At 64.0% G+C, this 19,405-nt stretch carries 18 protein-coding genes; 12 read left to right on the top strand and 6 right to left on the bottom strand.

The window, feature by feature from the left end:
• The first annotated feature begins 11 nt into the window (after positions 1-11).
• Positions 12-1,172, top strand: coding sequence for an acyl-CoA dehydrogenase family protein (locus HYH07_RS04340; protein ID WP_220001310.1), 1,161 nt, complete (start codon positions 12-14; stop codon positions 1,170-1,172).
• A 15-nt stretch (positions 1,173-1,187) separates the two neighbouring features.
• Positions 1,188-2,006 carry an enoyl-CoA hydratase/isomerase family protein gene (locus HYH07_RS04335; protein ID WP_220001309.1) on the top strand — a complete coding sequence of 273 codons (819 nt, stop codon included), beginning with the start codon at positions 1,188-1,190 and terminating at the stop codon, positions 2,004-2,006.
• A gap of 179 nt (positions 2,007-2,185) precedes the next feature.
• Here the strand turns inward: HYH07_RS04335 and HYH07_RS04330 are convergent, their stop codons facing one another.
• The 3 genes from HYH07_RS04330 to HYH07_RS04320 form a co-directional block, all read right to left on the bottom strand.
• Positions 2,186-2,932 (bottom strand): hypothetical protein, encoded by a 747-nt coding sequence (locus HYH07_RS04330; protein ID WP_220001308.1) that lies wholly within the window; start codon positions 2,930-2,932, stop codon positions 2,186-2,188.
• A gap of 2 nt (positions 2,933-2,934) precedes the next feature.
• Complete coding sequence (locus HYH07_RS04325; RefSeq protein ID WP_220001307.1) at positions 2,935-3,723, bottom strand: enoyl-CoA hydratase; 789 nt, start codon at positions 3,721-3,723, stop codon at positions 2,935-2,937.
• A gap of 149 nt (positions 3,724-3,872) precedes the next feature.
• Positions 3,873-5,078 (bottom strand): ABC transporter substrate-binding protein, encoded by a 1,206-nt coding sequence (locus HYH07_RS04320; protein ID WP_220001306.1) that lies wholly within the window; start codon positions 5,076-5,078, stop codon positions 3,873-3,875.
• 377 nt (positions 5,079-5,455) lie between these two features.
• Between HYH07_RS04320 and HYH07_RS04315 the strand changes: the two genes are divergently transcribed.
• Together HYH07_RS04315 and HYH07_RS04310 are read left to right on the top strand one after the other, a co-directional pair.
• Positions 5,456-6,226 carry a thermonuclease family protein gene (locus HYH07_RS04315; protein WP_312016635.1) on the top strand — a complete coding sequence of 257 codons (771 nt, stop codon included), beginning with the start codon at positions 5,456-5,458 and terminating at the stop codon, positions 6,224-6,226.
• Between the two features lie 90 nt (positions 6,227-6,316).
• A complete protein-coding gene (locus HYH07_RS04310) occupies positions 6,317-7,753 on the top strand; it encodes a M48 family metalloprotease (RefSeq protein WP_220001501.1) in 1,437 nt (478 codons plus the stop codon).
• Between the two features lie 117 nt (positions 7,754-7,870).
• On the opposite strand, the gene HYH07_RS04305 is transcribed toward HYH07_RS04310, so the two are convergent.
• Entirely contained in the window at positions 7,871-8,263 is a 393-nt protein-coding gene (locus HYH07_RS04305) for a cytochrome c family protein (protein ID WP_220001305.1), read from the bottom strand.
• Positions 8,264-8,320: 57 nt separating this feature from the next.
• Positions 8,321-9,658, bottom strand: a complete 1,338-nt coding sequence (locus HYH07_RS04300; protein WP_220001304.1) for an MFS transporter — start codon at positions 9,656-9,658, stop codon at positions 8,321-8,323.
• A gap of 182 nt (positions 9,659-9,840) precedes the next feature.
• Here HYH07_RS04300 and cyoA point away from each other — a divergent pair, with 182 nt between their 5' ends.
• The 8 genes from cyoA (at position 9,841) to HYH07_RS04260 (ending at position 18,291) form a co-directional block, all read left to right on the top strand.
• A complete protein-coding gene (gene cyoA, locus HYH07_RS04295; protein ID WP_220001303.1) occupies positions 9,841-11,028 on the top strand; it encodes a ubiquinol oxidase subunit II in 1,188 nt (395 codons plus the stop codon).
• 11 nt (positions 11,029-11,039) lie between these two features.
• Positions 11,040-13,037: a cytochrome o ubiquinol oxidase subunit I gene (cyoB, locus tag HYH07_RS04290; RefSeq protein ID WP_220001302.1), complete on the top strand. Its 1,998-nt coding sequence runs from the start codon at positions 11,040-11,042 to the stop codon at positions 13,035-13,037.
• Positions 13,038-13,667 carry a cytochrome o ubiquinol oxidase subunit III gene (gene cyoC / locus HYH07_RS04285; protein WP_057747468.1) on the top strand — a complete coding sequence of 210 codons (630 nt, stop codon included), beginning with the start codon at positions 13,038-13,040 and terminating at the stop codon, positions 13,665-13,667.
• On the top strand, positions 13,664-14,044 hold the full coding sequence (gene cyoD, locus HYH07_RS04280; protein WP_220001301.1) for a cytochrome o ubiquinol oxidase subunit IV: 381 nt from the start codon (positions 13,664-13,666) through the stop codon (positions 14,042-14,044). Before cyoC ends, cyoD begins: the two co-directional genes overlap by 4 nt.
• An 8-nt stretch (positions 14,045-14,052) precedes the next feature.
• Positions 14,053-14,889, top strand: a complete 837-nt coding sequence (locus HYH07_RS04275; RefSeq protein ID WP_409363879.1) for an SURF1 family protein — start codon at positions 14,053-14,055, stop codon at positions 14,887-14,889.
• Positions 14,861-16,246 carry an ATP-binding protein gene (locus HYH07_RS04270; RefSeq protein WP_220001299.1) on the top strand — a complete coding sequence of 462 codons (1,386 nt, stop codon included), beginning with the start codon at positions 14,861-14,863 and terminating at the stop codon, positions 16,244-16,246. The genes HYH07_RS04275 and HYH07_RS04270 overlap by 29 nt, the downstream gene beginning before the upstream one ends.
• Entirely contained in the window at positions 16,236-16,769 is a 534-nt protein-coding gene (locus HYH07_RS04265) for a response regulator transcription factor (RefSeq protein ID WP_220001298.1), read from the top strand. Before HYH07_RS04270 ends, HYH07_RS04265 begins: the two co-directional genes overlap by 11 nt.
• 130 nt (positions 16,770-16,899) lie before the next feature.
• Positions 16,900-18,291, top strand: a complete 1,392-nt coding sequence (locus HYH07_RS04260) for an adenylate/guanylate cyclase domain-containing protein (RefSeq protein ID WP_220001297.1) — start codon at positions 16,900-16,902, stop codon at positions 18,289-18,291.
• A 100-nt stretch (positions 18,292-18,391) separates the two neighbouring features.
• On the opposite strand, the gene HYH07_RS04255 is transcribed toward HYH07_RS04260, so the two are convergent.
• On the bottom strand, positions 18,392-19,210 hold the full coding sequence (locus tag HYH07_RS04255) for a CarD family transcriptional regulator (protein ID WP_220001296.1): 819 nt from the start codon (positions 19,208-19,210) through the stop codon (positions 18,392-18,394).
• Between the last annotated feature and the right edge of the window lie 195 nt (positions 19,211-19,405).

Here is a 19,405-nt window from a genome sequence, read left to right as displayed (position 1 = left end):
GAATGAGACACATGACCGCAGCGCTTCGTTTCGATCCGATTCGCCTGCCGCCCCAATGCGAAGAGCTGCGCAAGGAAGTGCGCGCGTTCCTCGCCGAGGAGATGGCTCGCGGCACCTTCAACCCGTTCAGGCCCAACCGCGAGGACACCGATGTGCCGGAATTCTCCCGCCGCGTCGGCGAGCGCGGCTGGATCGGCATGACCTGGCCGAAAAAATATGGCGGCCAGGAGCGCTCCTTCCTCGAGCGCTACGTCGTGACCGAGGAGATGCGCGTCGCCAACGCGCCGACGCGGCGCTTCTTCGTCGCCGATCGCCAGAGCGGGCCGGTGCTGCTGAAATACGCCCCCGAACATATCAAGATGGACATCCTGCCGCGCATCTGCCGCGGCGAGGTGTGCTTTGCCATCGGCATGAGCGAGCCGAACTCCGGCTCCGACCTGTTTGCGGCGAAGACGCGCGCGACCAAGACCGATGGCGGCTATCTCATCAACGGCACCAAGATCTGGACGTCGTCGGCGCATATCGCCGATTACATGATCGCGATCTTCCGGACCTCGCCGCCGACCAAGGAAAACCGCCGCCACGGCCTCACCCAGTTCCTGGTCAAGATGAAGCAGCCGGGCATCAAGGTGAACCCGATCGGCCAGATCACCGGCCAGTTCGAATTCAACGAAGTCGTCTTCACCGACTTCTTCGTGCCCGATGATCACGTTCTCGGCGAAGTCGACGGCGCCTGGAAGCAGGCGACGAGCGAGCTCGCCTATGAGCGTTCAGGGCCCGAGCGCTTCCTGGAGACCTATTATGTGCTGACCGAGCTGGTCCGCGCGGTCGGTCCCACCCCGGATACGCGCAGCGCCGAAGGCATCGGCCGGCTCGTCGCCCAGCTTCACACCATGCGGCGCATGTCGGTGTCGGTCGCAGGCATGCTGCAAGCCGGCAAGGAGCCGGTGGTGGAGGCCTCCATCGTCAAGGACATCGGCACGGTCTGGGAGCAGCAGCTTCCGCATCGCGTGCGCGATCTCGCCGCCTTCGTCGAGGAGACGGCGAGCAACCGCGAGACACTGGAGCGACAGCTCGACTTCGCCATCAAGACCGCGCCGAAGCTCACCATCCAGGGCGGCACCACCGAGGTGCTGCGCGGCATCATCGCCCGCGGACTTGGTTTGCGCTAACGCTTCGAGGACATCATGAGCACCTACAAAGATATCGGCGTCGAAAAAGTCGGCCACGTCGGCACCATCGAGATCCGCAGGCCGCCGCTGAACTTCTTCGACATCTCGCTGATCAACCAGATCGCAGACGCGCTCGACGAGTTCGATCGCGACATCGAGATTCGCGCCTCCGTTCTCTCGGCTCAAGGCAAGGCGTTCTGCGCCGGCGCAAATTTTGGCGATCCCGCGCGGCAGGCGCAGGAAGCGCAGGAGGCCGAGAAGAAGGCCAAGGGCGATCCGGCCGACAGTCTAGGCCCGATCAACCATCTCTATATCCAGGCCGTGCGCATCTTCCGCGCCAAGAAGCCGATCGTAGCCGCTGTGCAGGGCGCGGCCATCGGCGGCGGCCTTGGCCTCGCAGTCTCGGCGGACTTCCGCGTCACCTGCCCCGAAGCCCGCTTCTCCGCGAATTTCACCAAGCTCGGTTTCCATCCCGGCTTCGGCCTGACGACGACGCTGCCCGAATTGATCGGCAAGAACAACGCCGAGCTGATGTTCTACACCAGCCGCCGCGTCACCGGCGAAGAGGCGTATAAGTGGGGCCTCGCCAATGAATTGGTGCCGCAGGACCAGGTGAAATCAGCCGCGATGAAGCTCGCCGGCGAGATTGCCGAATGCTCGCCACTCGGCCTGCTCTCCACCCGCGCCACGATGCGCGCCGGCCTCGCCGACCGCGTGATGGCCGCGACCAACCACGAGCTCGCCGAACAGACCCGCCTGCGCGCGACTGAGGATTTCAAGGAGGGTGTGAAGGCCACGGAAGAACGGCGCGTGGCGAATTTTAAGGGAAGGTGATTCATCAAACCCGTCATCCTGAGGTGCGTGCCGCGCGGCGCGCAGCACCGTGCGGGGAGCCTCGAAGGATGAACGGCCCGGCTGGTGGCCGTCGCCCTTCGAAGCTCGCCAAAGAGGCGAGCACCTCCAGCGACAACGGCTTCGCCGTTGCGCGGGGGTGACGGATAACGGTTGAAGCCTCAACCAACGCGGAACGTCACGCCACCCAGCAGGAATTCGTTCCCCGCAACCGCGAGCCCTTTCTCACGCGCCGCATGCAACACGCTCGCCGCATCGGCCACCCGAAACTCCAGACCGCTCATGATCTCGCTCGCGCCCTTCACGAAGCGGAAGGTCGCATTGGGCAGCTTCAGTTCGGTACCATCGGCTGCAACCCCGATGATCTTGCCCCAATGCGCCGCCAGGCCGTGCGGATCCGGGCTCTGCATCTCCACCGCCGTCAAGGCCCACGTCACATCCTTGCGGATGAATTTTTGCCAGTCAGGCCCGGCCGGCGGATAGGCGCCTAAAATGTCGTCGCTGCCCTCGGTGTGGTTGAATTCGATGAAGGCGGCGCGGCAGTCGCGGGGATGGAGCTGGACGCCGTGATAGGGCGCGTGGTCGATCACGTTGGCGGTGCGCACGCCAAGCGCATTGGCATTGCGGCCCCGTTCGTCCGGATCGTTGCAGCAAAAGATCGCCATGTAGCCGCCACGGCCGCCGGTCTTCTCGATGAAGCGGCCGGCGGTGGTACCGTTCTTGAACGGAGCGACCACCTCCAGCAGGATCGTATCGACCGGAAGCAGCGCATTCTCCAGGCCATATTTGGCGACGTTGCCGTCGCGGTAGCAGACGGAAAGGCCCATGATCTCGGCGATATCGGAGATGACAGGCGCGAGTTGCGGCGCGACCAGACAGATCTGCCGCAGCCGCATATAGGATGCCATGGTCATGCGCCCTTGAAAGCCGGCTTGCGCTTCTCGACGAAAGCCTTGGCGGCCTCCTTGTGATCCTCGGTGTCGCTGCAGCGGGTGTGGTGGATCGCCTCGCCGTCGAAGCAATCCTCCAGCGGAAGATGCTCTGCATTGTTGATGTTGCGCTTGATGAAGCCGAGTGCGATCGATGGCCCCTGCGCCAGCGACATCGCAAGCTCGTGCGCGGCAGCGTCGATCTCGGCGTCGGGCACGACCCTGGTCACCATTCCGATCGCATGCGCTTCCCTCGCGGTCAGCACGGGCGAAGTCAGGTAGAGCTCACGCGCCCGCGCGCTGCCGAGCAGCTGGGTCAGGAAATAGGTGCCGCCGTAATCGCCGGAGAAGCCGACCTTGGCGAAAGCGGTCGTGATCTTGCAGGATTCGGAGGCAACACGCAGATCGCACGACAGCGCCATCGACAGGCCGGCGCCGGCCGCGGCGCCGTCGAGCTGCGCCACCACCGGCTTGGGCATCTGATGCAGGATGCGCGACACCTCCATGCCGCGGCGAAGGTTCGCAAGCTTCTGCTCGAACGGCAGCGGTGCGCGGCCGGCCGCCATCGACTTGACGTCACCGCCGACGCAGAACGAGCCGCCGGCGCCCTTGAACAGCACCGCGCGCACCTCGGGATCGTCAGCCGCGCGCCGCGCCGCCTCGACCAGGCCCGCGACCATCTGGGGATTGAGCGCGTTCTTCCGCTCGGGGCGATTCATCGTGATGGTGAGCAGCCCGGCTTCGAGCTTTTGCAGGACCATGTCGTTCATGGGACGTCTCCCTCTCGTTATTTGACCGAGCTCTCACCACACCGTCATTGCGAGCGCAGCGAAGCAATCCAGAGATGTCTCGACGGATGCAGTCTGGATTGCTTCGTCGCAAGAGCTCCTCGCAATGACGTGTGACTTACGTCACGCCGTCACTTCTTCACCAGCGGGCAGCGCGACTGCTCCAGCGACTGGAACGCCTCGTTGCCCGGCACGGTGGCGAGCAGCTTGTAATCGTCCCAGCGGCCCTTCGATTCCGACGGCTTCTTGACCTCGAACAGGTACATGTCGTGCAGCATGCGGCCGTCCTCGCGGATCTTGCCGTTATGAGCGAAGAAATCGTTGATCGGCGTGTCCTTCATCACCTTCATCACCGCGGCCGCATCGGTCGTGCCGGCTGCCTTCACGGCCTTGAGATAGTGCGTGACGGAGGAATAGACGCCGGCTTGTGCCGAGGTCGGTGGCCGTTTGACGCGTTCCTGAAAGTGCTTCGAGAAGGCGCGCGTCTCGTCGTTCATGTCCCAGTAGAAGGCTTCGGCCAGCAGCAGGCCCTGCGCGGTCTCAAGCCCGATCGAGTCGATGTCCGTGACGAAGGCCAGCAGCGGCGAGACCTTCTGGCCGCCTTTCATGATGCCGAACTCGGCCGACTGCTTGATGGCATTGACGGTGTCCCCGCCGGCATTGGCGAGCCCGATCACCTTGGCTTTCGAGGCCTGCGCCTGCAGCAGGAACGAGGAGAAATCCGACGTATTGAGCGGATGGCGCACGCTGCCGAGCACCTTGCCGCCGGTCTTGGTGACGACGGCGCTGGTGTCCTTCTCCAGATCCTGGCCGAAGGCGTAATCGGCGGTGAGGAAGAACCAGGTGTCGAGGCCCGACTTCACGGCGGCGAGACCGGTCACGTTAGCCTGGCCGTAGGTGTCGAACACATAGTGTATCGTGGTGGGGCCGCAGGCCTCGTTGCTGAGACGGATCGAGCCCGGGCCGTTGAAGATGATGATCTTGCCCCGCGCCTTTGCGATCTCGCCGGCGGCAAGCGCGGTGGCGGAGGCCGCGACGTCGTAGATCATCTCGACGCCCTGATTGTCGAGCATGTCGCGCGCGATGTTGGCAGCGAGGTCGGCCTTGTTCTGATGGTCGGCCGCCAGCACCTCGATCTTGCGTCCCAGCACCTCGCCGCCGAAATCTTCCACCGCCATCTTGGCCGCGGTCTCGCTGCCCGGACCGGTGATGTCGGCATAGAGGCTCGACATGTCGAGGATGCCGCCGATCTTGAGAGGAGGCTTGTCCTGGGCCTGTACGGCGCTCGCGCTGAGGGCCAACGCGGCGGCAAAAATGCCCGACAAAATAGGCTTCATTGAAAACAACCTCCCTTGATCGCCTTGCTCTGAATGGCGGCTTGATTATTGCTATTGTCGCGATCATGCCGCATGCGCGAGAGCGCAGCAAGCAGAAGCGCGTCACGAGCGCACGATTGCCGCTCATGTTTTCCGCAAAGCGGAATGGTGATGTATGGATCAATATCTCCACGTCATTGCGAGCGCAGCGACTTGTCCGCCGAAGCCTTGGCGAAGGCGGAATTGGCGAAGGCGGAAGCAATCCAGAATCTCACCGCGGAAAGACTCTGGATTGCTTCGTCGCTTCGCTCGTCGCAATGACGGAGTGTGAGGAAATGTCTTCACGACTCACTAAACTTGGGGTAAATCTATAACATAATGCAACCTCTACGGGTCTCGTGACTGAACGGCTTCACCTCGTCGTCGCATTCCTTCTCTCCGCAGGTCTCCCCGCGGTCGCAGCCCCGTGCCAATTCGAAGTACAAGGCGAAGGCCGTGTCGCCGCAATCACCGACCCGCGCAGCGTGCGTTTCGCTGACGGCCGTGAGGTTCGCCTCACCGGCATCGAGGCGACAGCAACGACCAGACAGGCGCTGACCTCGCTGCTCGTCGGCCGCGACGTCATCCTGCGCGGCACCGACGACACACCCGACCGCTACGGCCGCCAAGGTGCGCTGCTGTTTATCGGCGAGAGCGACATCCCAGTTCAGTCGATGCTCCTCGCCCAAGGCGACGCCCTGGTCTCGGCCGAGATCACCGACAAGGACTGCTCGGCCGCCCTGATCTCGTCCGAGGCGGAGGCGCGGCGCCAAAAAAAGGGCAGTTGGGCTGACCCGTCGGCCTTAAAAAACGCGGAAAGTCCGGACGATATTTTGGCCGGGATCGGGCGCTTTATGGTGGTCGAGGGCAAAGTCCTGTCGGTCCGGCAAGCTGGGGCAATGACCTACCTCAACTTCGGACGAAACTGGACGCACGGCTTTGCTGTGACTATTTCAAAGCGCAACCTGCCGGCGTTCGAAAGCGCCGGAATATCCCTTAAGTCCCTGGAAAATAGGCGTATTCGTGTCCGGGGCTGGGTTGAGGGGACGACGGGGCCGCGTATCGACGTGCGTCTGTTGGGACAGGTTGAATTGCTGGGCGCAAACGAGCCTACTGGGGTAAGGCCTTAAGACAAGGCTGGGCACGGGTTAAACGACGTGAATGGGGTGCTAGAACAGCACAAAAAGGGCGAGGGACGCCGCCTGCGGGCTGCGCCGGCCATGCTTTGCCTGCTGCTGGGCACGGGTCTGGGCGGTTGCGGCGATATGGGTCGGTTCCAGACTGTTGCGACCCCCGCAACCGTGGCGATGCCCAAGCCCAAGCCGGCCGTAGCCCAGACCCCCGCCACCGAAAAAGAACACGAGCGGATCCTGGCGAGCTACGGCGGCACTTACGACGACCCCAAGCTCGAATCACTGGTCAGCAAGACTGTCGACCGGCTCGTTGCCGCCTCCGATCGCCCCGATCAGGGCTACAAGGTCACCATCCTCAATTCCGGCGCAGTGAACGCCTTCGCGCTGCCGAACGGCCAGCTCTATGTGACCCGCGGGCTGATTGCGCTGGCCAGCGATACCTCGGAATTGTCCTCCGTGCTCAGCCACGAGATGGCGCATGTGCTGTCCAAGCACGCTGCGATGCGCGAGGACCAGGCCCGTCAGGCCGCGATCGTGACCCGTGTCGTCACCGATATGAGCAATGACCCCGATCTGACCGCGCTCGCGCTCGCCAAGACCAAGCTCACCATGGCGAGCTTTTCGCGCAATCAGGAATTCGAGGCTGACGGCATCGGCGTCGGCATCTCCGCCAAGGCGCATTTCGACCCTTACGGTGCCGCCCGCTTCCTCTCGGCGATGGAGCGCAATGCCGAGCTGAAGGCCGGCAAGAGCTCGCTCGATCCGCGCGCGCAGGATTTCACATCGTCGCATCCGGCAACGCCCGAGCGGGTGCAGAATGCGCAGACGATCGCGCGGCAATATGCGGCGCCCGAAGGCGCCGAGCGCGACCGCGAGAGCTATCTCGCCGCAATCGACAACCTCGTCTATGGCGAGGATCCGAGCGAAGGCTTTGTCCGCGGCCGCAGATTCCTGCATCCGAAGCTCGGCTTCACCTTCCAGGCGCCCGATAACTTTACACTCGACAACACCGCACAGGCGGTGATCGGCGTGCGCGAGGGCGGCTCGCAGGCGATGCGCTTCGATGTCGTGCGGGTGCCGGCCGAACAATCGCTCGGCGACTACCTCAATTCCGGCTGGATGGAGGGCGTCGAGAAGGCCTCGACCGAAGACCTGACCGTCAACGGCTTCCCGGCCGCGTCCGCCACCGCCAAGGGCGACCAGTGGCAGTTCAAGGTCTATGCATTGCGCTTCGGCAGCGATGTCTACCGCTTCATCTTCGCCACGCGGCAGAAGTCGACCGAGAGCGAGCGCAATGCGCGCGAGACCGTCAATTCCTTCCGCCGCCTGACGCTCGAAGAGATCCAGGCCGCGCGTCCGCTACGCATCAAGGTCATCACCGTGCAGCCCGGCGACACCGTGGAATCGCTCTCGCACCGCATGGCCGGCGTCGATCATCCCGCCGAACGCTTTCGCGTGTTGAACGGGCTCGACCGCACCGCGCAGGTGAAGGTGCGTGACCGCGTGAAGATCGTGACGGATTGAGGCTGGCGCGGCCACCGTAGGGTGGGCAAAGGCGCGCAGCGCCGTGCCCACCATTCATCAATTGTAGCAACAGATCGTGGGCACTCTTCGCTTTGCCCACCCTACGAGACTGCCGCCTTACCGCGCCTTCTCCTTCAGATACGCGATGATATCGGCGCGATCCTGCGCATCCGGCACGTCGAAGAACATCTTGGTTTCGGGCACCATGGCCTGCGGCCCGGTCAGCCATTTATCGAGGTTTTCCTCGGTCCAGACGATCCCGGAGTTCTTCAGGTCGGGCGAGTAGTCGTAGCCCGCGACGCTGCCCGCCTTGCGCCCGACCACGCCCTTGTGCATCGGACCGACGCCGTTCTCATTGATCGAGTGGCAGTCTGCACAGCCCTTGTAGAGCGTCTGGCCGCGCGCGACATTGCCGGTCGCGCCGGCGGGACCGCTAGCGCAAAGAAGCGTAATCGCGAAAGCCAGGCTTGCAGTGCTTCGCCGACCGGCGGAATTCGACCAGACGTTCATGGCATCTCCTGTTAGCGGTCCCGCCCACAGGATCGTCTGGTTCGAATTTTATTCCCGTCAGTTCGACGATTGACCCGCGTCCATGTCACCGGCTTCGCGCTGGCCACTGAGCCAGAGCGCAAGCAGGGTCCAGAACGCGCCGGACAGCAGGTACGCACCCGAGGCGATGACGCCGAGATTGGTGGCGAGCAACAGCGCGACCAGCGGGGCGAAGCCGGCGCCGAACAACCAGGCCATATCGGAGGTCAGGGCGGAGGCCGTATAGCGATACATCTGCTTGAAGTTCGAGGCGATCGCGCCCGAGGACTGGCCGAAGGAGAGGCCGAGCAGGATGAAGCCGATCACCATGTAGATGGTCTCGCCGAACGCGCCGGCATCGAGCAGCTGCGGGGCAAAGCCGCTGTAGATCGCGATTGCGATCGCCGACCCCATCAACAGCGATTTGCGGCCGACGCGGTCGGCGATGATGCCGGAGGCCACGATCGCAGCGACGCCGAACACGGCCGCCACGATCTCGATGATCAAGAAGCGCACCGGGCTTTCGCGGGTGAACAGGAACACCCAGGACAGCGGGAACACCGTGACCATGTGGAACAGCGCGAAGCTCGCCAGCGGCGCGAACGCGCCCAGCATGATGTTGTGGCCTTCGCGGGCGACGGTGTCGGCGATGCGCGCGGGCTGCAATTCGCGGGTCTCGAACAGCGAGGCATATTCTTCCGTCGTCACCATGCGCAGGCGGGCGAACAGCGCCACGACGTTGATGGCGAAGGCGACGAAGAACGGATAGCGCCAGCCCCAGTCGAAGAAATCGTCGGCTGAGAGATTGCCGGCGAAATAGGCGAACAATGCACTCGCCACGATCAGCCCGAGCGGGGCACCGAGCTGCGGCACCATTGCGTACCAGCCGCGCTGGGACGCCGGCGCATTCAGCGCCAGCAGCGAGGCCATGCCGTCCCAGGCGCCGCCCCAGGCCAGACCCTGCGCGAGACGCGCCAGCGCCAGCAGCCAGATCGCGGCAACGCCGATCTCGGAATAGCCGGGCAGGAACGCCAGCGCCACCGTGGCGGTGCCGAGCAGAAACAGCGCCGAGACCAGCTTGGCGGTCTTGCCGTACTCGCGGTCAACAGTCATGAAAATGACGGTGCCGATCGGCCGGGCCATGAAGGCCAGCGCGAAGATCATGAAGGAATAGAGGGTGCCGGTCAGCTCGCTCGTGAACGGGAACACCAGGCGCGGAAACACGATCACCGAAGCGATCGCGTAGACGAAGAAGTCGAAGAATTCCGAGGTGCGGCCGATGATGACGCCGATGGCGATCTCGCCGGGACTGGCCTGGTCGTGGCCGTGCTCGCCCGAGTGGATATCCGCCAATGCGGGGGTCTGTGCCGTCGCCATGCGTGCGCCCTTAACGTCCTGAAAACCAAAGCCGACCGCCCGGCTTGACGCCAGGCAATCCAGACCTGTTTGACCCAGCATCCCGCACCGCAACATTGGACAAATTGTCCAATGTCCGGATTGCTGCGCCGCAGCTACCCGTTGGCCCCGCAAAGGAAACTCATTCTCATAAGGCTCGGCCCGTGTCCCGTCTCAAGATCCTGGCGCTGCTACCCCTGGCAGCCGCGCTCAGCGGCTGCAACTACATCGTGCTGGCGCCAGCCGGCGATATCGCTGCCCAACAGCGCGACCTCGTCATCATCTCCACCGTCCTGATGCTCCTGATCGTCGTCCCAGTGATGGCGCTGACGGTGCTGTTCGCCTGGCGCTACCGCCAGTCCAACACCTCGGCCCGCTATGAGCCGGATTGGGACCACTCGACCAAGCTCGAGCTGGTGATCTGGTCGGCGCCGCTGCTGATCATCGTTTGCCTGGGAGCGCTGACTTGGATGGGCACGCATCTGCTCGACCCCTATCGCACGCTCGGGCGCATCCATGCCGACCGTGCCATCGACCAGTCCAAGGCGCCGCTCGAGGTCGATGTCGTCGCGCTCGACTGGAAGTGGCTCTTTATCTATCCCGACTACGGCATCGCCACCGTCAACGACCTGGCAGCGCCGGTCGATCGTCCGATCAATTTCCGCATTACCGCCTCTTCGGTGATGAACTCGTTCTACATCCCCGCGCTCGCCGGCCAGATCTATGCGATGCCGGGCATGGAGACCAAGCTCCACGCCGTCGTGAATCACGCCGGCACCTATAAGGGCTTCTCGGCGAACTACAGCGGCGCCGGCTTCTCCGGCATGCACTTCAACTTCCAGGGCCTCGACGACAAGGGTTTTGACGCCTGGGTCGCGCAGGCCAAGTCCGCCGGTGGCTCGCTTGGCCGCACTGAGTATCTCCAGCTCGAAAAACCCAGCGAGAACGAGCCGGTGCGCCGCTGGGGCACGGTCGATTCCGATCTCTATCGCCTGATTCTCAACATGTGCGTCGAGACCGGCAAGATGTGCCAGAGCGAGATGATGGCGATCGACGCCAAGGGCGGCAACGGCCACGAGGGCCTGAGCAACACCCTTCCGCTCTCCTACGACAAATACGCCCGCCGCGGCACCGTGCTCGGGCCGGAGCCTGTCTTCGTCGCCGGCACCTGCACGCCGGATGCGCCGCAGGGCCGGACGACGGCGGCGATCAAGGCGCCGCTCGACACCGCGCCGCTCGTCGGTGCCGGCCTGAAGCGGCCGACTTTGGCGCCGCTGAAGTCCTCGTCCTTCTTCCTCGGACAGCGTCCCAGTCCGATTCCTGAAGTCCGATTCCTGAAGTCAGATTCCTAAAGAGATCCAGCATGTCTCCTGATCTTCTCAAGTTCATCTTCGGCCGTCTCGGCTTCGATTCGCTGCCGCTGCACGAGCCGATCCTTGTCGGCACCTTCGCTGTGGTCGCGCTCGGCGGCGTCACGCTGCTCGCCGGCCTCACCTATTTCCGCCTCTGGGGCTATCTGTGGCGCGAGTGGTTCACCACCGTCGACCACAAGCGCATCGGCATCATGTACATGATCCTCGGCATCGTCATGCTGCTGCGCGGTTTCGCCGACGCGCTGATGATGCGGGCGCAGCAGGCGATGGCGTTCAACGGTTCGGAAGGCTTCCTGCCCGCCCATCACTACGACCAGGTCTTCACCGCTCACGGCGTGATCATGATCTTCTTCGTGGCGATGCCGCTGGTCACCGGCCTGATGAACTACGTCGTGCCGCTGCAGATCGGCGCCCGCGACGTGTCGTTCCCGTTCCTGAACAATTTCAGCTTCTGGATGACGGTCGGCGGCGCGGTGCTCGTGATGGCCTCGCTGTTCATCGGCGAATTCGCCCGCACCGGCTGGCTGGCTTATCCGCCGTTGTCGAATATCGGCTACAGTCCTGATGTCGGGGTCGATTATTACATCTGGGCGCTCCAGGTGGCCGGCGTCGGAACGACGCTATCGGGCATCAATCTGATCTGCACCATCGTCAAGCTGCGCTGCCCCGGCATGACCATGATGAAGATGCCGGTGTTCACCTGGACCTCGCTCTGCACCAACATCCTGATCGTGGCCTCCTTCCCCGTCCTGACCGTCGTGCTCGCGCTGCTCTCGCTCGATCGCTACGTCGGCACCAACTTCTTCACGAACGATTTCGGCGGCAGCCCGATGATGTACGTGAACCTGATCTGGATCTGGGGCCACCCTGAAGTCTACATCCTGGTCCTCCCCGCCTTCGGCATCTTCTCGGAAGTCACCTCGACCTTCTCCGGCAAGCGGCTGTTCGGCTACACCTCGATGGTCTACGCCACTGTCGTCATCACCATCCTGTCGTACCTGGTCTGGCTGCACCACTTCTTCACGATGGGCTCCGGCGCCAGCGTCAACTCGTTCTTCGGCATCACCACGATGATCATCTCGATCCCGACGGGCGCGAAGATGTTCAACTGGCTGTTCACGATGTATCGCGGCCGCATCCGCTACGAGTTGCCGATGCTGTGGACCATCGCCTTCATGCTGACCTTCGTGATCGGCGGCATGACCGGCGTGCTGCTCGCCGTGCCGCCGGCCGACTTCGTCCTGCACAACAGCCTGTTCCTGATCGCGCACTTCCACAACGTGATCATCGGCGGCGTGGTGTTCGGCGCGTTCGCCGGCATCAACTACTGGTTCCCGAAGGCGTTCGGCTTCAAGCTCGATCCGTTCTGGGGCAAGTGCTCGTTCTGGTTCTGGGTCACCGGCTTCTACATGGCCTTCATGCCGCTCTATGTGCTCGGCCTGATGGGCGTGACCCGCCGCCTGCGCGTGTTCGACGATGCCTCGCTTCAGGTCTGGTTCGTCATCGCCGCGATTGGCGCCGGCCTCGTCTTCCTCGGCATTCTCTCGATGCTGATGCAGTTCGCGGTCTCGTTCCTCAAGCGCGAGCAGCTCAAGGACGTCACCGGGGATCCCTGGGATGCGCGCACGCTGGAATGGGCAACGTCCTCGCCGCCGCCGGACTACAATTTCGCCTTCACGCCCGTCGTCCACGACAACGACGCCTGGTGGGACATGAAGAAGCGCGGTTACCAGCGTCCGCTCATGGGATTCAAATCGATCCATATGCCCAGCAGCACCGGCACCGGCATCATCCTCGCCGGCTTCGCCACCGCGATGGGTTTTGGTCTGATCTGGTACATGTGGTGGCTTGCCGCCTTGAGCTTCGTCGCGATGCTCGCCGTCGGGATCGGTCACACCTTCAACTATCACCGCGACTTCGACATTCCGGCTGACGACGTCATCCGGACCGAGGACGCGCGTACCAAACTGCTCGCCGGAGCCAAGTAAATGACTGTCGCTGTCAATCCCACCCAAACCGGCGAGCCGGTCTTCTATCTCGCCGACGAGCATCCGCATCCGGAAGGCTACAGCACCTCGCTCGGCTTCTGGATCTATCTGATGAGCGACTGCCTCATCTTCGCGATGCTGTTTGCCGCCTTCGGCGTACTCGGCGCCAACTACGCCGCCGGCCCCGCGCCGAAGGACCTGTTCGACCTCAACCTGGTCGCCGTGAACACCTCGATGCTGCTGCTGTCGTCGATCACCTATGGTTTTGCCATGCTGACGATGCAGCAGAACAAGATCGCGCAGACTCAGATGTGGCTCCTGATCACCGGCCTGTTCGGCGCCGCCTTCATCGGTATCGAGCTCACCGAGTTCGCCCACATGATCCATGAGGGCGCAACGCCACAGCGCAGCGCCTTCCTGTCGGCCTTCTTCACCCTGGTCGGCACCCACGGCCTGCACGTCTCCTGCGGCCTGATCTGGCTCGTGACGCTGATGGTGCAGGTCTGGCGCTTCGGCCTGATCGAGGCCAACCGCCGCCGCCTGATGTGCCTGTCGATGTTCTGGCACTTCCTCGACGTGGTCTGGATCGGCGTCTTCACCTTCGTCTATCTCCTGGGAGTTCTGCGATGAGCACCAATACCCACGCAGCCGGCGCGCACGACCATCACCACGACGACGGCCACGCCCACAGCACGTTCTCGGGCTACATGCTCGGCTTCGTACTGTCGGTGGCGCTGACCGCGATCCCGTTCTGGCTGGTGATGAGCGGCACGCTGCCGAGCAAGCAGATCACCGCACTGGTCATCATGGCCTTCGCGGTCGTGCAGATCGTCGTGCATATGATCTACTTCCTGCATATGAGTCCCAAGTCCGAGAACGGCTGGAGCATGATGGCGCTGATCTTCACCATCGTCATGGTGGTGATCGCGCTGTCGGGTTCGCTGTGGGTGATGAACCACCTCAACAGCAACATGATGCCGATCCACGAGATGACGGGAATGAAGTGAGCAATCCCGTGAGACCGGAAGATGACGAAACGCGCAGCCCCGCACGGGCTGCGCGTCCGTCCCTGTGGCTCACGGTTCTCTCGCTCATCGCGTTTGTCGTTCTGATGGCCCTCGGCGTCTGGCAGGTCGAGCGCCGCACCTGGAAGTTGGCGCTGATCGACCGGGTGGAGCAGCGCGTTCATGCCGCGGCGCAGCCGATCCCCTCGCGGGCGTCGTGGCCGGCGATCACCGCCGCCAGCGACGAATACCGGCATGTCAGCGTCGCCGGCCGCTTCCTGCACGACCGCGAGACGCTGGTTCAGGCCGTCACCGAGGAAGGCCCCGGCTATTGGGTGCTGACGCCGCTCGAGCGCGATGACGGCACGACTGTCCTGATCAACCGCGGCTTCGTGCCGTCGGAGCGGCGTGCCCCATCGGCGCACCAGGGTGGCAATCCGGACGGCCGGGTCGAGGTCACGGGCCTTTTGCGCATCACCGAGCCGAAGGGCGGATTCCTCAGGGACAACGTGCCCCAGCACAACCGCTGGTATTCGCGGGATGTCGCCGCGATTGCGGCGGCCCGCAATCTCCACAACGTGGCGCCCTTTTTCATCGATGCCGATGCCGGATCACGATCCGGTCCCGGTCCAATCGGCGGATTGACCGTGGTCCGCTTTCCCAATAACCACCTGATCTACGCGCTGACGTGGTTTGCCCTGGCTTTCATGCTGGCCGGTAGACTTTTCGTCACATTTCGCGGCGGGCTGTTCCGCCGCCAACGCTTCGTCCACGAACCGGCCGGCGGCCTAGACGCCTCCGCCCGCAGGACGGGATCAGATGCTGGAACGATCGTCGAACCGACCTGACGATGGACGACATTTTGGCGAGCTGGCCGTCACGCTGCAATCGCAGGCGGACGCGCGCAGCGAGCTGATCGGCGCTGCCCCCACCGACGACGAGACCAATCGCAAGAACATGGCGCTGCTGATCCAGCTGCGCTGGACCGCGGTGGTCGGCCAGATCGTCACCATCGGCGGCGTGCACTTCTGGCTCGGCATTCCCCTGCCCGTCACCCGCATGGGCGCGGTGATCGGCGCGCTGGTGCTGCTCAACGTCTCCAGCCTGGTCTGGGTGCGCCATCGCGCCGCGATCACCAACAATGAGCTTCTGGTCGCGCTGATGCTCGACGTCGCCGCCCTGACCGCGCAGCTCTATCTCAGCGGAGGCGCCACCAATCCCTTCACCTCGTTGTTCCTGCTCCAGGTGACGCTGGGAGCGGTGCTGCTCGATTCCCGTTCGACCTGGTCGCTGGTGGCGCTGACCTGCGCGAGCTTCGTCTGGCTGACGCTGGCCTATCGGCCGCTCGACCTTCCGCCAAATCCCCTCAGCGAGACCTACACGCTCACCGTCACAGGCATGCTGCTCGGCTTCGTTCTCAACGCCGTGCTGCTGGTCGTGTTCGTCACCCGCATCAACAGGAATTTGCGTCAGCGCGACGCGCATCTGGCGGCGTTGCGGCAGCACGCCGCCGAGCAGGACCACATCGTCCGCATGGGCCTGCTCGCCTCCGGCGCCGCGCATGAGCTCGGCACACCGCTCGCCTCGCTCTCCGTCATCCTCAGCGACTGGCGCCGCATGCCCGATCTTGTCGCCGATCAGGAGCTTGCCGAGGATCTCGCGGAGATGGAGACCTCGTTGCAACGCTGCAAAAGCATCGTAACAGGCATTCTGGTATCGGCCGGCGAGGCGCGCGGCGAAGGATCCTCGCCGACGACCGTGACGGACTTCGTCACCGCGCTGGTCGAGGAATGGCGCGACGCCCGCTCGGCGCGGACGCTCTATTTCACCAACACCTTTGGCGAGGATGTCGCGATCGTCTCCGACATCGCGCTGAAGCAGGTGATCTTCAACGTGCTGGACAATGCCTATGAAGTCTCGCGCGACTGGGTCGAGTTGCTCGCCGAGCGCGAGGGCGACAACCTGGTGCTGTCGATCAGCGACCGCGGCCCGGGCTTCGCGCCGGAAATGCTGGCACAGCTCGGAAAGCCCTATCAGTCGAGCAAGGGCCGCGCCGGTGGCGGGCTCGGCCTGTTCCTGGTGGTGAACGTGGTGCGCAAGTTGGGGGGCAGCGTGACCGCGGAGAACCACAGGAAGCGCGGCGCCACCGTCCGGCTCACCTTGCCGCTCGCCACGCTCGCGATCGGAGGCCGCTTTGACGCCTGACCGCTCGCTCATCGTGGTCGAGGACGACGAAGGCTTTGCACGCACGCTGAAGCGCTCGTTCGAGCGCCGCGGCTATGAAGTTGTGCTTGCCGCATCGATCGAGGACGTTCGGAAAGTGCTTGAGGACCGGTCGTTCGGCTACGCCGTGGTCGACCTCAAGCTCGGGGGCGCCTCGGGGCTCGCCTGTGTCGAGCTGCTGCATGCCCATGACGAGGAGATGCTGATCGTGGTGCTGACGGGCTTTGCCAGCATCTCGACCGCCGTCGAGGCCATCAAGTTAGGGGCCTGCCACTACCTCGCAAAACCTTCCAACACCGATGATATCGAAGCCGCCTTCACCAAGGCCGAAGGCAACGCCGAAGTCGCGCTGGACGTGCGGCCGACCTCGATCAAGACGCTGGAATGGGAGCGCATCCACCAGACGCTGATCGAGACCGATTTCAACATTTCGGAGGCGGCAAGGCGGCTGGGCATGCACCGCCGCACGCTGGCGCGGAAGCTCGAGAAGCGACCGGTCAAGTGAGCGGTTCGCCGCGCGCGCACGAAAACACTCGCCGAAGCTGATGACCTCGCGGCCATGCATCACTAGACTGCCCGATGCGGTAGCTGATGGCTGCCGCCGTGCCGCAACGGCCAAGCGAGGAGACCGCCCTGTGACAACGCTCGTCGAGCGCTTCAACTTGCCCACGGCGCAGTCGCGCGCGCGCAGCCAGCGTGATGCCGAAACCGTCCAGTTTGCACAGGCCGCGCTCGAAGCCGGCAAGAGGGAGGGCCTGCAGCTGGCCGTACGGGCACGCTATGTCGCGCTGGCCGTCATCGCCTGCCTGTTGCTGGCCATCAACCCGGCATGGGAGCAGCTCTACTACGTGGCGTTGCTCGGCCTGTTCGCTTTGATCGGCTGGGCCCAGCTCAGGGTCGGACGGGTCGGCGTTTCGCGACCGGAATTGGCGCTTTTGTTCTGCGACCTGGCGCTGCTCACATTCGTCATCGTGGTCCCGAACCCGTTCGGCACGACACACTGGCCGGTGGCGATGCAATATCATTTCGGCAACTTCATCTACTTCTTCGTGTTGCTCGCCGCCGGCACGCTGGCCTATTCCTGGCGAACCGTGATTGCGGTCGGCACATGGACCGCGGCGCTGTGGGCGATCGGCCTTGTCTGGGTGTGGTGGCAACCTGATCGTAATCCCGCGCTGACCGCCCGTATTGCGGAGGCGGTGGGCAGCGATCACAGGCTGTTCGCGCTGATCTCACCCAGTTCGATCGGATTCGGCCTCCGCATCCAGGAGATCGTCGTCTTCCTGATCGTGGCCGTTACGCTGGCGCTCGCGGTTCGCCGCAGCAACGATCTCTTGATCAGACACGCCGCGGTGGAACGGGAACGCGGTAACCTTGCGCGCTACTTCTCACCCAACGTCGTCACGGAATTATCGAAGCACGACGAGCCGTTGAAGCAGGTGCGCACCCAGGACGTCGCGGTACTGTTCGTGGACATCGTCGGCTTCACGGCCTTTGCCGATGTGCGCGTTCCGGACGAAGTGGTGCGGACGCTGCGCGAATTCCACGGATTGATGGAGCAGGAGGTCTTCCGCCACGAGGGCACGCTGGACAAATATCTGGGCGATGGATTGATGGCGACATTCGGCACGCCCTTCGCAGGCCCGCGCGACGCCAGCAACGCGTTGCGCTGTGCCCAGGCCATGATCGCGGCGGCGGACGGCTGGAACGCGCGACGAAAGGCGGCCGGCGAGCCAGCGATGCGCGTCGGCTTTGGCCTGCATTACGGACCGGTGGTCCTCGGCGACATCGGGCACACCTGTCTGGAATTTGCCGTGATCGGCGCGACCGTCAATGCGGCAAGCCGACTGGAGGGGCTGACGCGCACGCTCGACTGCGCGCTGGTGGCAAGCAACGACCTCGTCAGCCGCGCCAAGCTGGAGCTCGGCAGCACAGCCGGAGTATTTGCATCGTTGATCGCCTGCGATCCCCAACCGATCCGCGGGCTCGAGCGGCCGATCGCGATCTGGACCCAGGCGCGCGCGTGACCATGGCGAAGCTTCGGCCGCCGTTGGATCACGCGCCTCAACAAAAAGCCCGGCCGAGCGGCCGGGCTTTTGAACTGTTGCGATCGACGCGACGAGATGCTTACGCGGCCTCGTCGGCGACGGTGGTGTCGTCGCCATCGGTATCATCGGTATCGCCCTCGGCATCCGTCTCACCTTCGCCGTCGGCGGCCTCCGCCTTGGCATTGGCGCGGCGCGGGCTCTTGGCAAGCTGAGCCTCGATCTCCTTGACCGCTTCGGTCTCGGTCGAGTGCTGCACGACCGCGATCTCGCGGGACAGACGATCGAGCGCCGCTTCGTAGAGCTGACGTTCGGAGTACGACTGCTCGGGCTGCGACTCCGAGCGATAGAGGTCGCGCACGACTTCCGCGATCGCGACGATGTCGCCCGAATTGATCTTTGCTTCGTATTCCTGGGCGCGGCGCGACCACATGGTGCGCTTGACGCGGGCGCGACCCTTGAGGGTCTCGAGCGCCTTCTTCACCAGCGCCGGCTCGGACAGCTTACGCATGCCGACATTGGCGACCTTGGCGGTCGGAACGCGCAGCGTCATCTTGTCCTTGATGAAGTTGATGACGAACAGTTCGAGCTTCGCACCGGCGATCTCCTGCTCCTCGATGGCCAGAATCTGGCCGACGCCGTGGGCGGGATAGACGACGAATTCATTGGCCTTGAAGCCCTGGCGCTGGGTCACGACCTTCTTTTCCTCGACCTTCGGCGCGGGTGCAGCGGCCTTCACGGCCGGCTTGGCAGCAGCAACGGGGGCCTTGGCGGGGGCGGCAGCAACGGGAGCCTTCGGAGCAACGGGCTTGGCAGCGGGAGCCTTGGCCGCGGGAGCCTTGGCAGCAGCAGGCTTGGCAACGGTCGCTTTCGCGGCCGGTTTGGCAGTCTTGTTAGGCATTGCGCTTCTTTTGTTCTTCGAGGACTTTGCAGCCGGCGCCTTCGTCGCGGTCCGACCCTTGGATGCGCTACGGCTGGCCGCGGCGACTTTTTTGGCCTCCTTATGGGAAGCCCTCGCTGAAGTACTCTTTTTACGCGTTTTCTGTGACACAGCCTGCGCGCGGAAACTGCCACGCCCCTGTTTCGACATTTGGTT

This window comes from Bradyrhizobium sp. BR 10261, from assembly GCF_019455395.1.
Taxonomy (GTDB): Bacteria; Pseudomonadota; Alphaproteobacteria; order Rhizobiales; family Xanthobacteraceae; genus Bradyrhizobium; species Bradyrhizobium manausense.
Note: the sequence above shows the minus strand (reverse complement) of the source record. Positions and strands in the feature narration are given on the sequence as shown.

Excerpts from the sequence above, each read along its gene's own strand:
- HYH07_RS04325 (WP_220001307.1), bottom strand. The coding sequence starts at position 3,723 with ATGAACGACATGGTCCTGCAAAAGCTCGAAGCCGGGCTGCTCACCATC.
- HYH07_RS04270 (WP_220001299.1), top strand. The coding sequence starts at position 14,861 with ATGCTGGAACGATCGTCGAACCGACCTGACGATGGACGACATTTTGGC.
- cyoC (WP_057747468.1), top strand. The coding sequence starts at position 13,038 with ATGACTGTCGCTGTCAATCCCACCCAAACCGGCGAGCCGGTCTTCTAT.
- HYH07_RS04305 (WP_220001305.1), bottom strand. The coding sequence starts at position 8,263 with ATGAACGTCTGGTCGAATTCCGCCGGTCGGCGAAGCACTGCAAGCCTG.
- HYH07_RS04335 (WP_220001309.1), top strand. The coding sequence starts at position 1,188 with ATGAGCACCTACAAAGATATCGGCGTCGAAAAAGTCGGCCACGTCGGC.
- HYH07_RS04330 (WP_220001308.1), bottom strand. The coding sequence starts at position 2,932 with ATGGCATCCTATATGCGGCTGCGGCAGATCTGTCTGGTCGCGCCGCAA.
- cyoD (WP_220001301.1), top strand. The coding sequence starts at position 13,664 with ATGAGCACCAATACCCACGCAGCCGGCGCGCACGACCATCACCACGAC.
- HYH07_RS04340 (WP_220001310.1), top strand. The coding sequence starts at position 12 with ATGACCGCAGCGCTTCGTTTCGATCCGATTCGCCTGCCGCCCCAATGC.
- HYH07_RS04320 (WP_220001306.1), bottom strand. The coding sequence starts at position 5,078 with ATGAAGCCTATTTTGTCGGGCATTTTTGCCGCCGCGTTGGCCCTCAGC.
- cyoB (WP_220001302.1), top strand. The coding sequence starts at position 11,040 with ATGTCTCCTGATCTTCTCAAGTTCATCTTCGGCCGTCTCGGCTTCGAT.
- HYH07_RS04255 (WP_220001296.1), bottom strand. The coding sequence starts at position 19,210 with ATGCCTAACAAGACTGCCAAACCGGCCGCGAAAGCGACCGTTGCCAAG.
- HYH07_RS04310 (WP_220001501.1), top strand. The coding sequence starts at position 6,317 with ATGCTTTGCCTGCTGCTGGGCACGGGTCTGGGCGGTTGCGGCGATATG.
- HYH07_RS04300 (WP_220001304.1), bottom strand. The coding sequence starts at position 9,658 with ATGGCGACGGCACAGACCCCCGCATTGGCGGATATCCACTCGGGCGAG.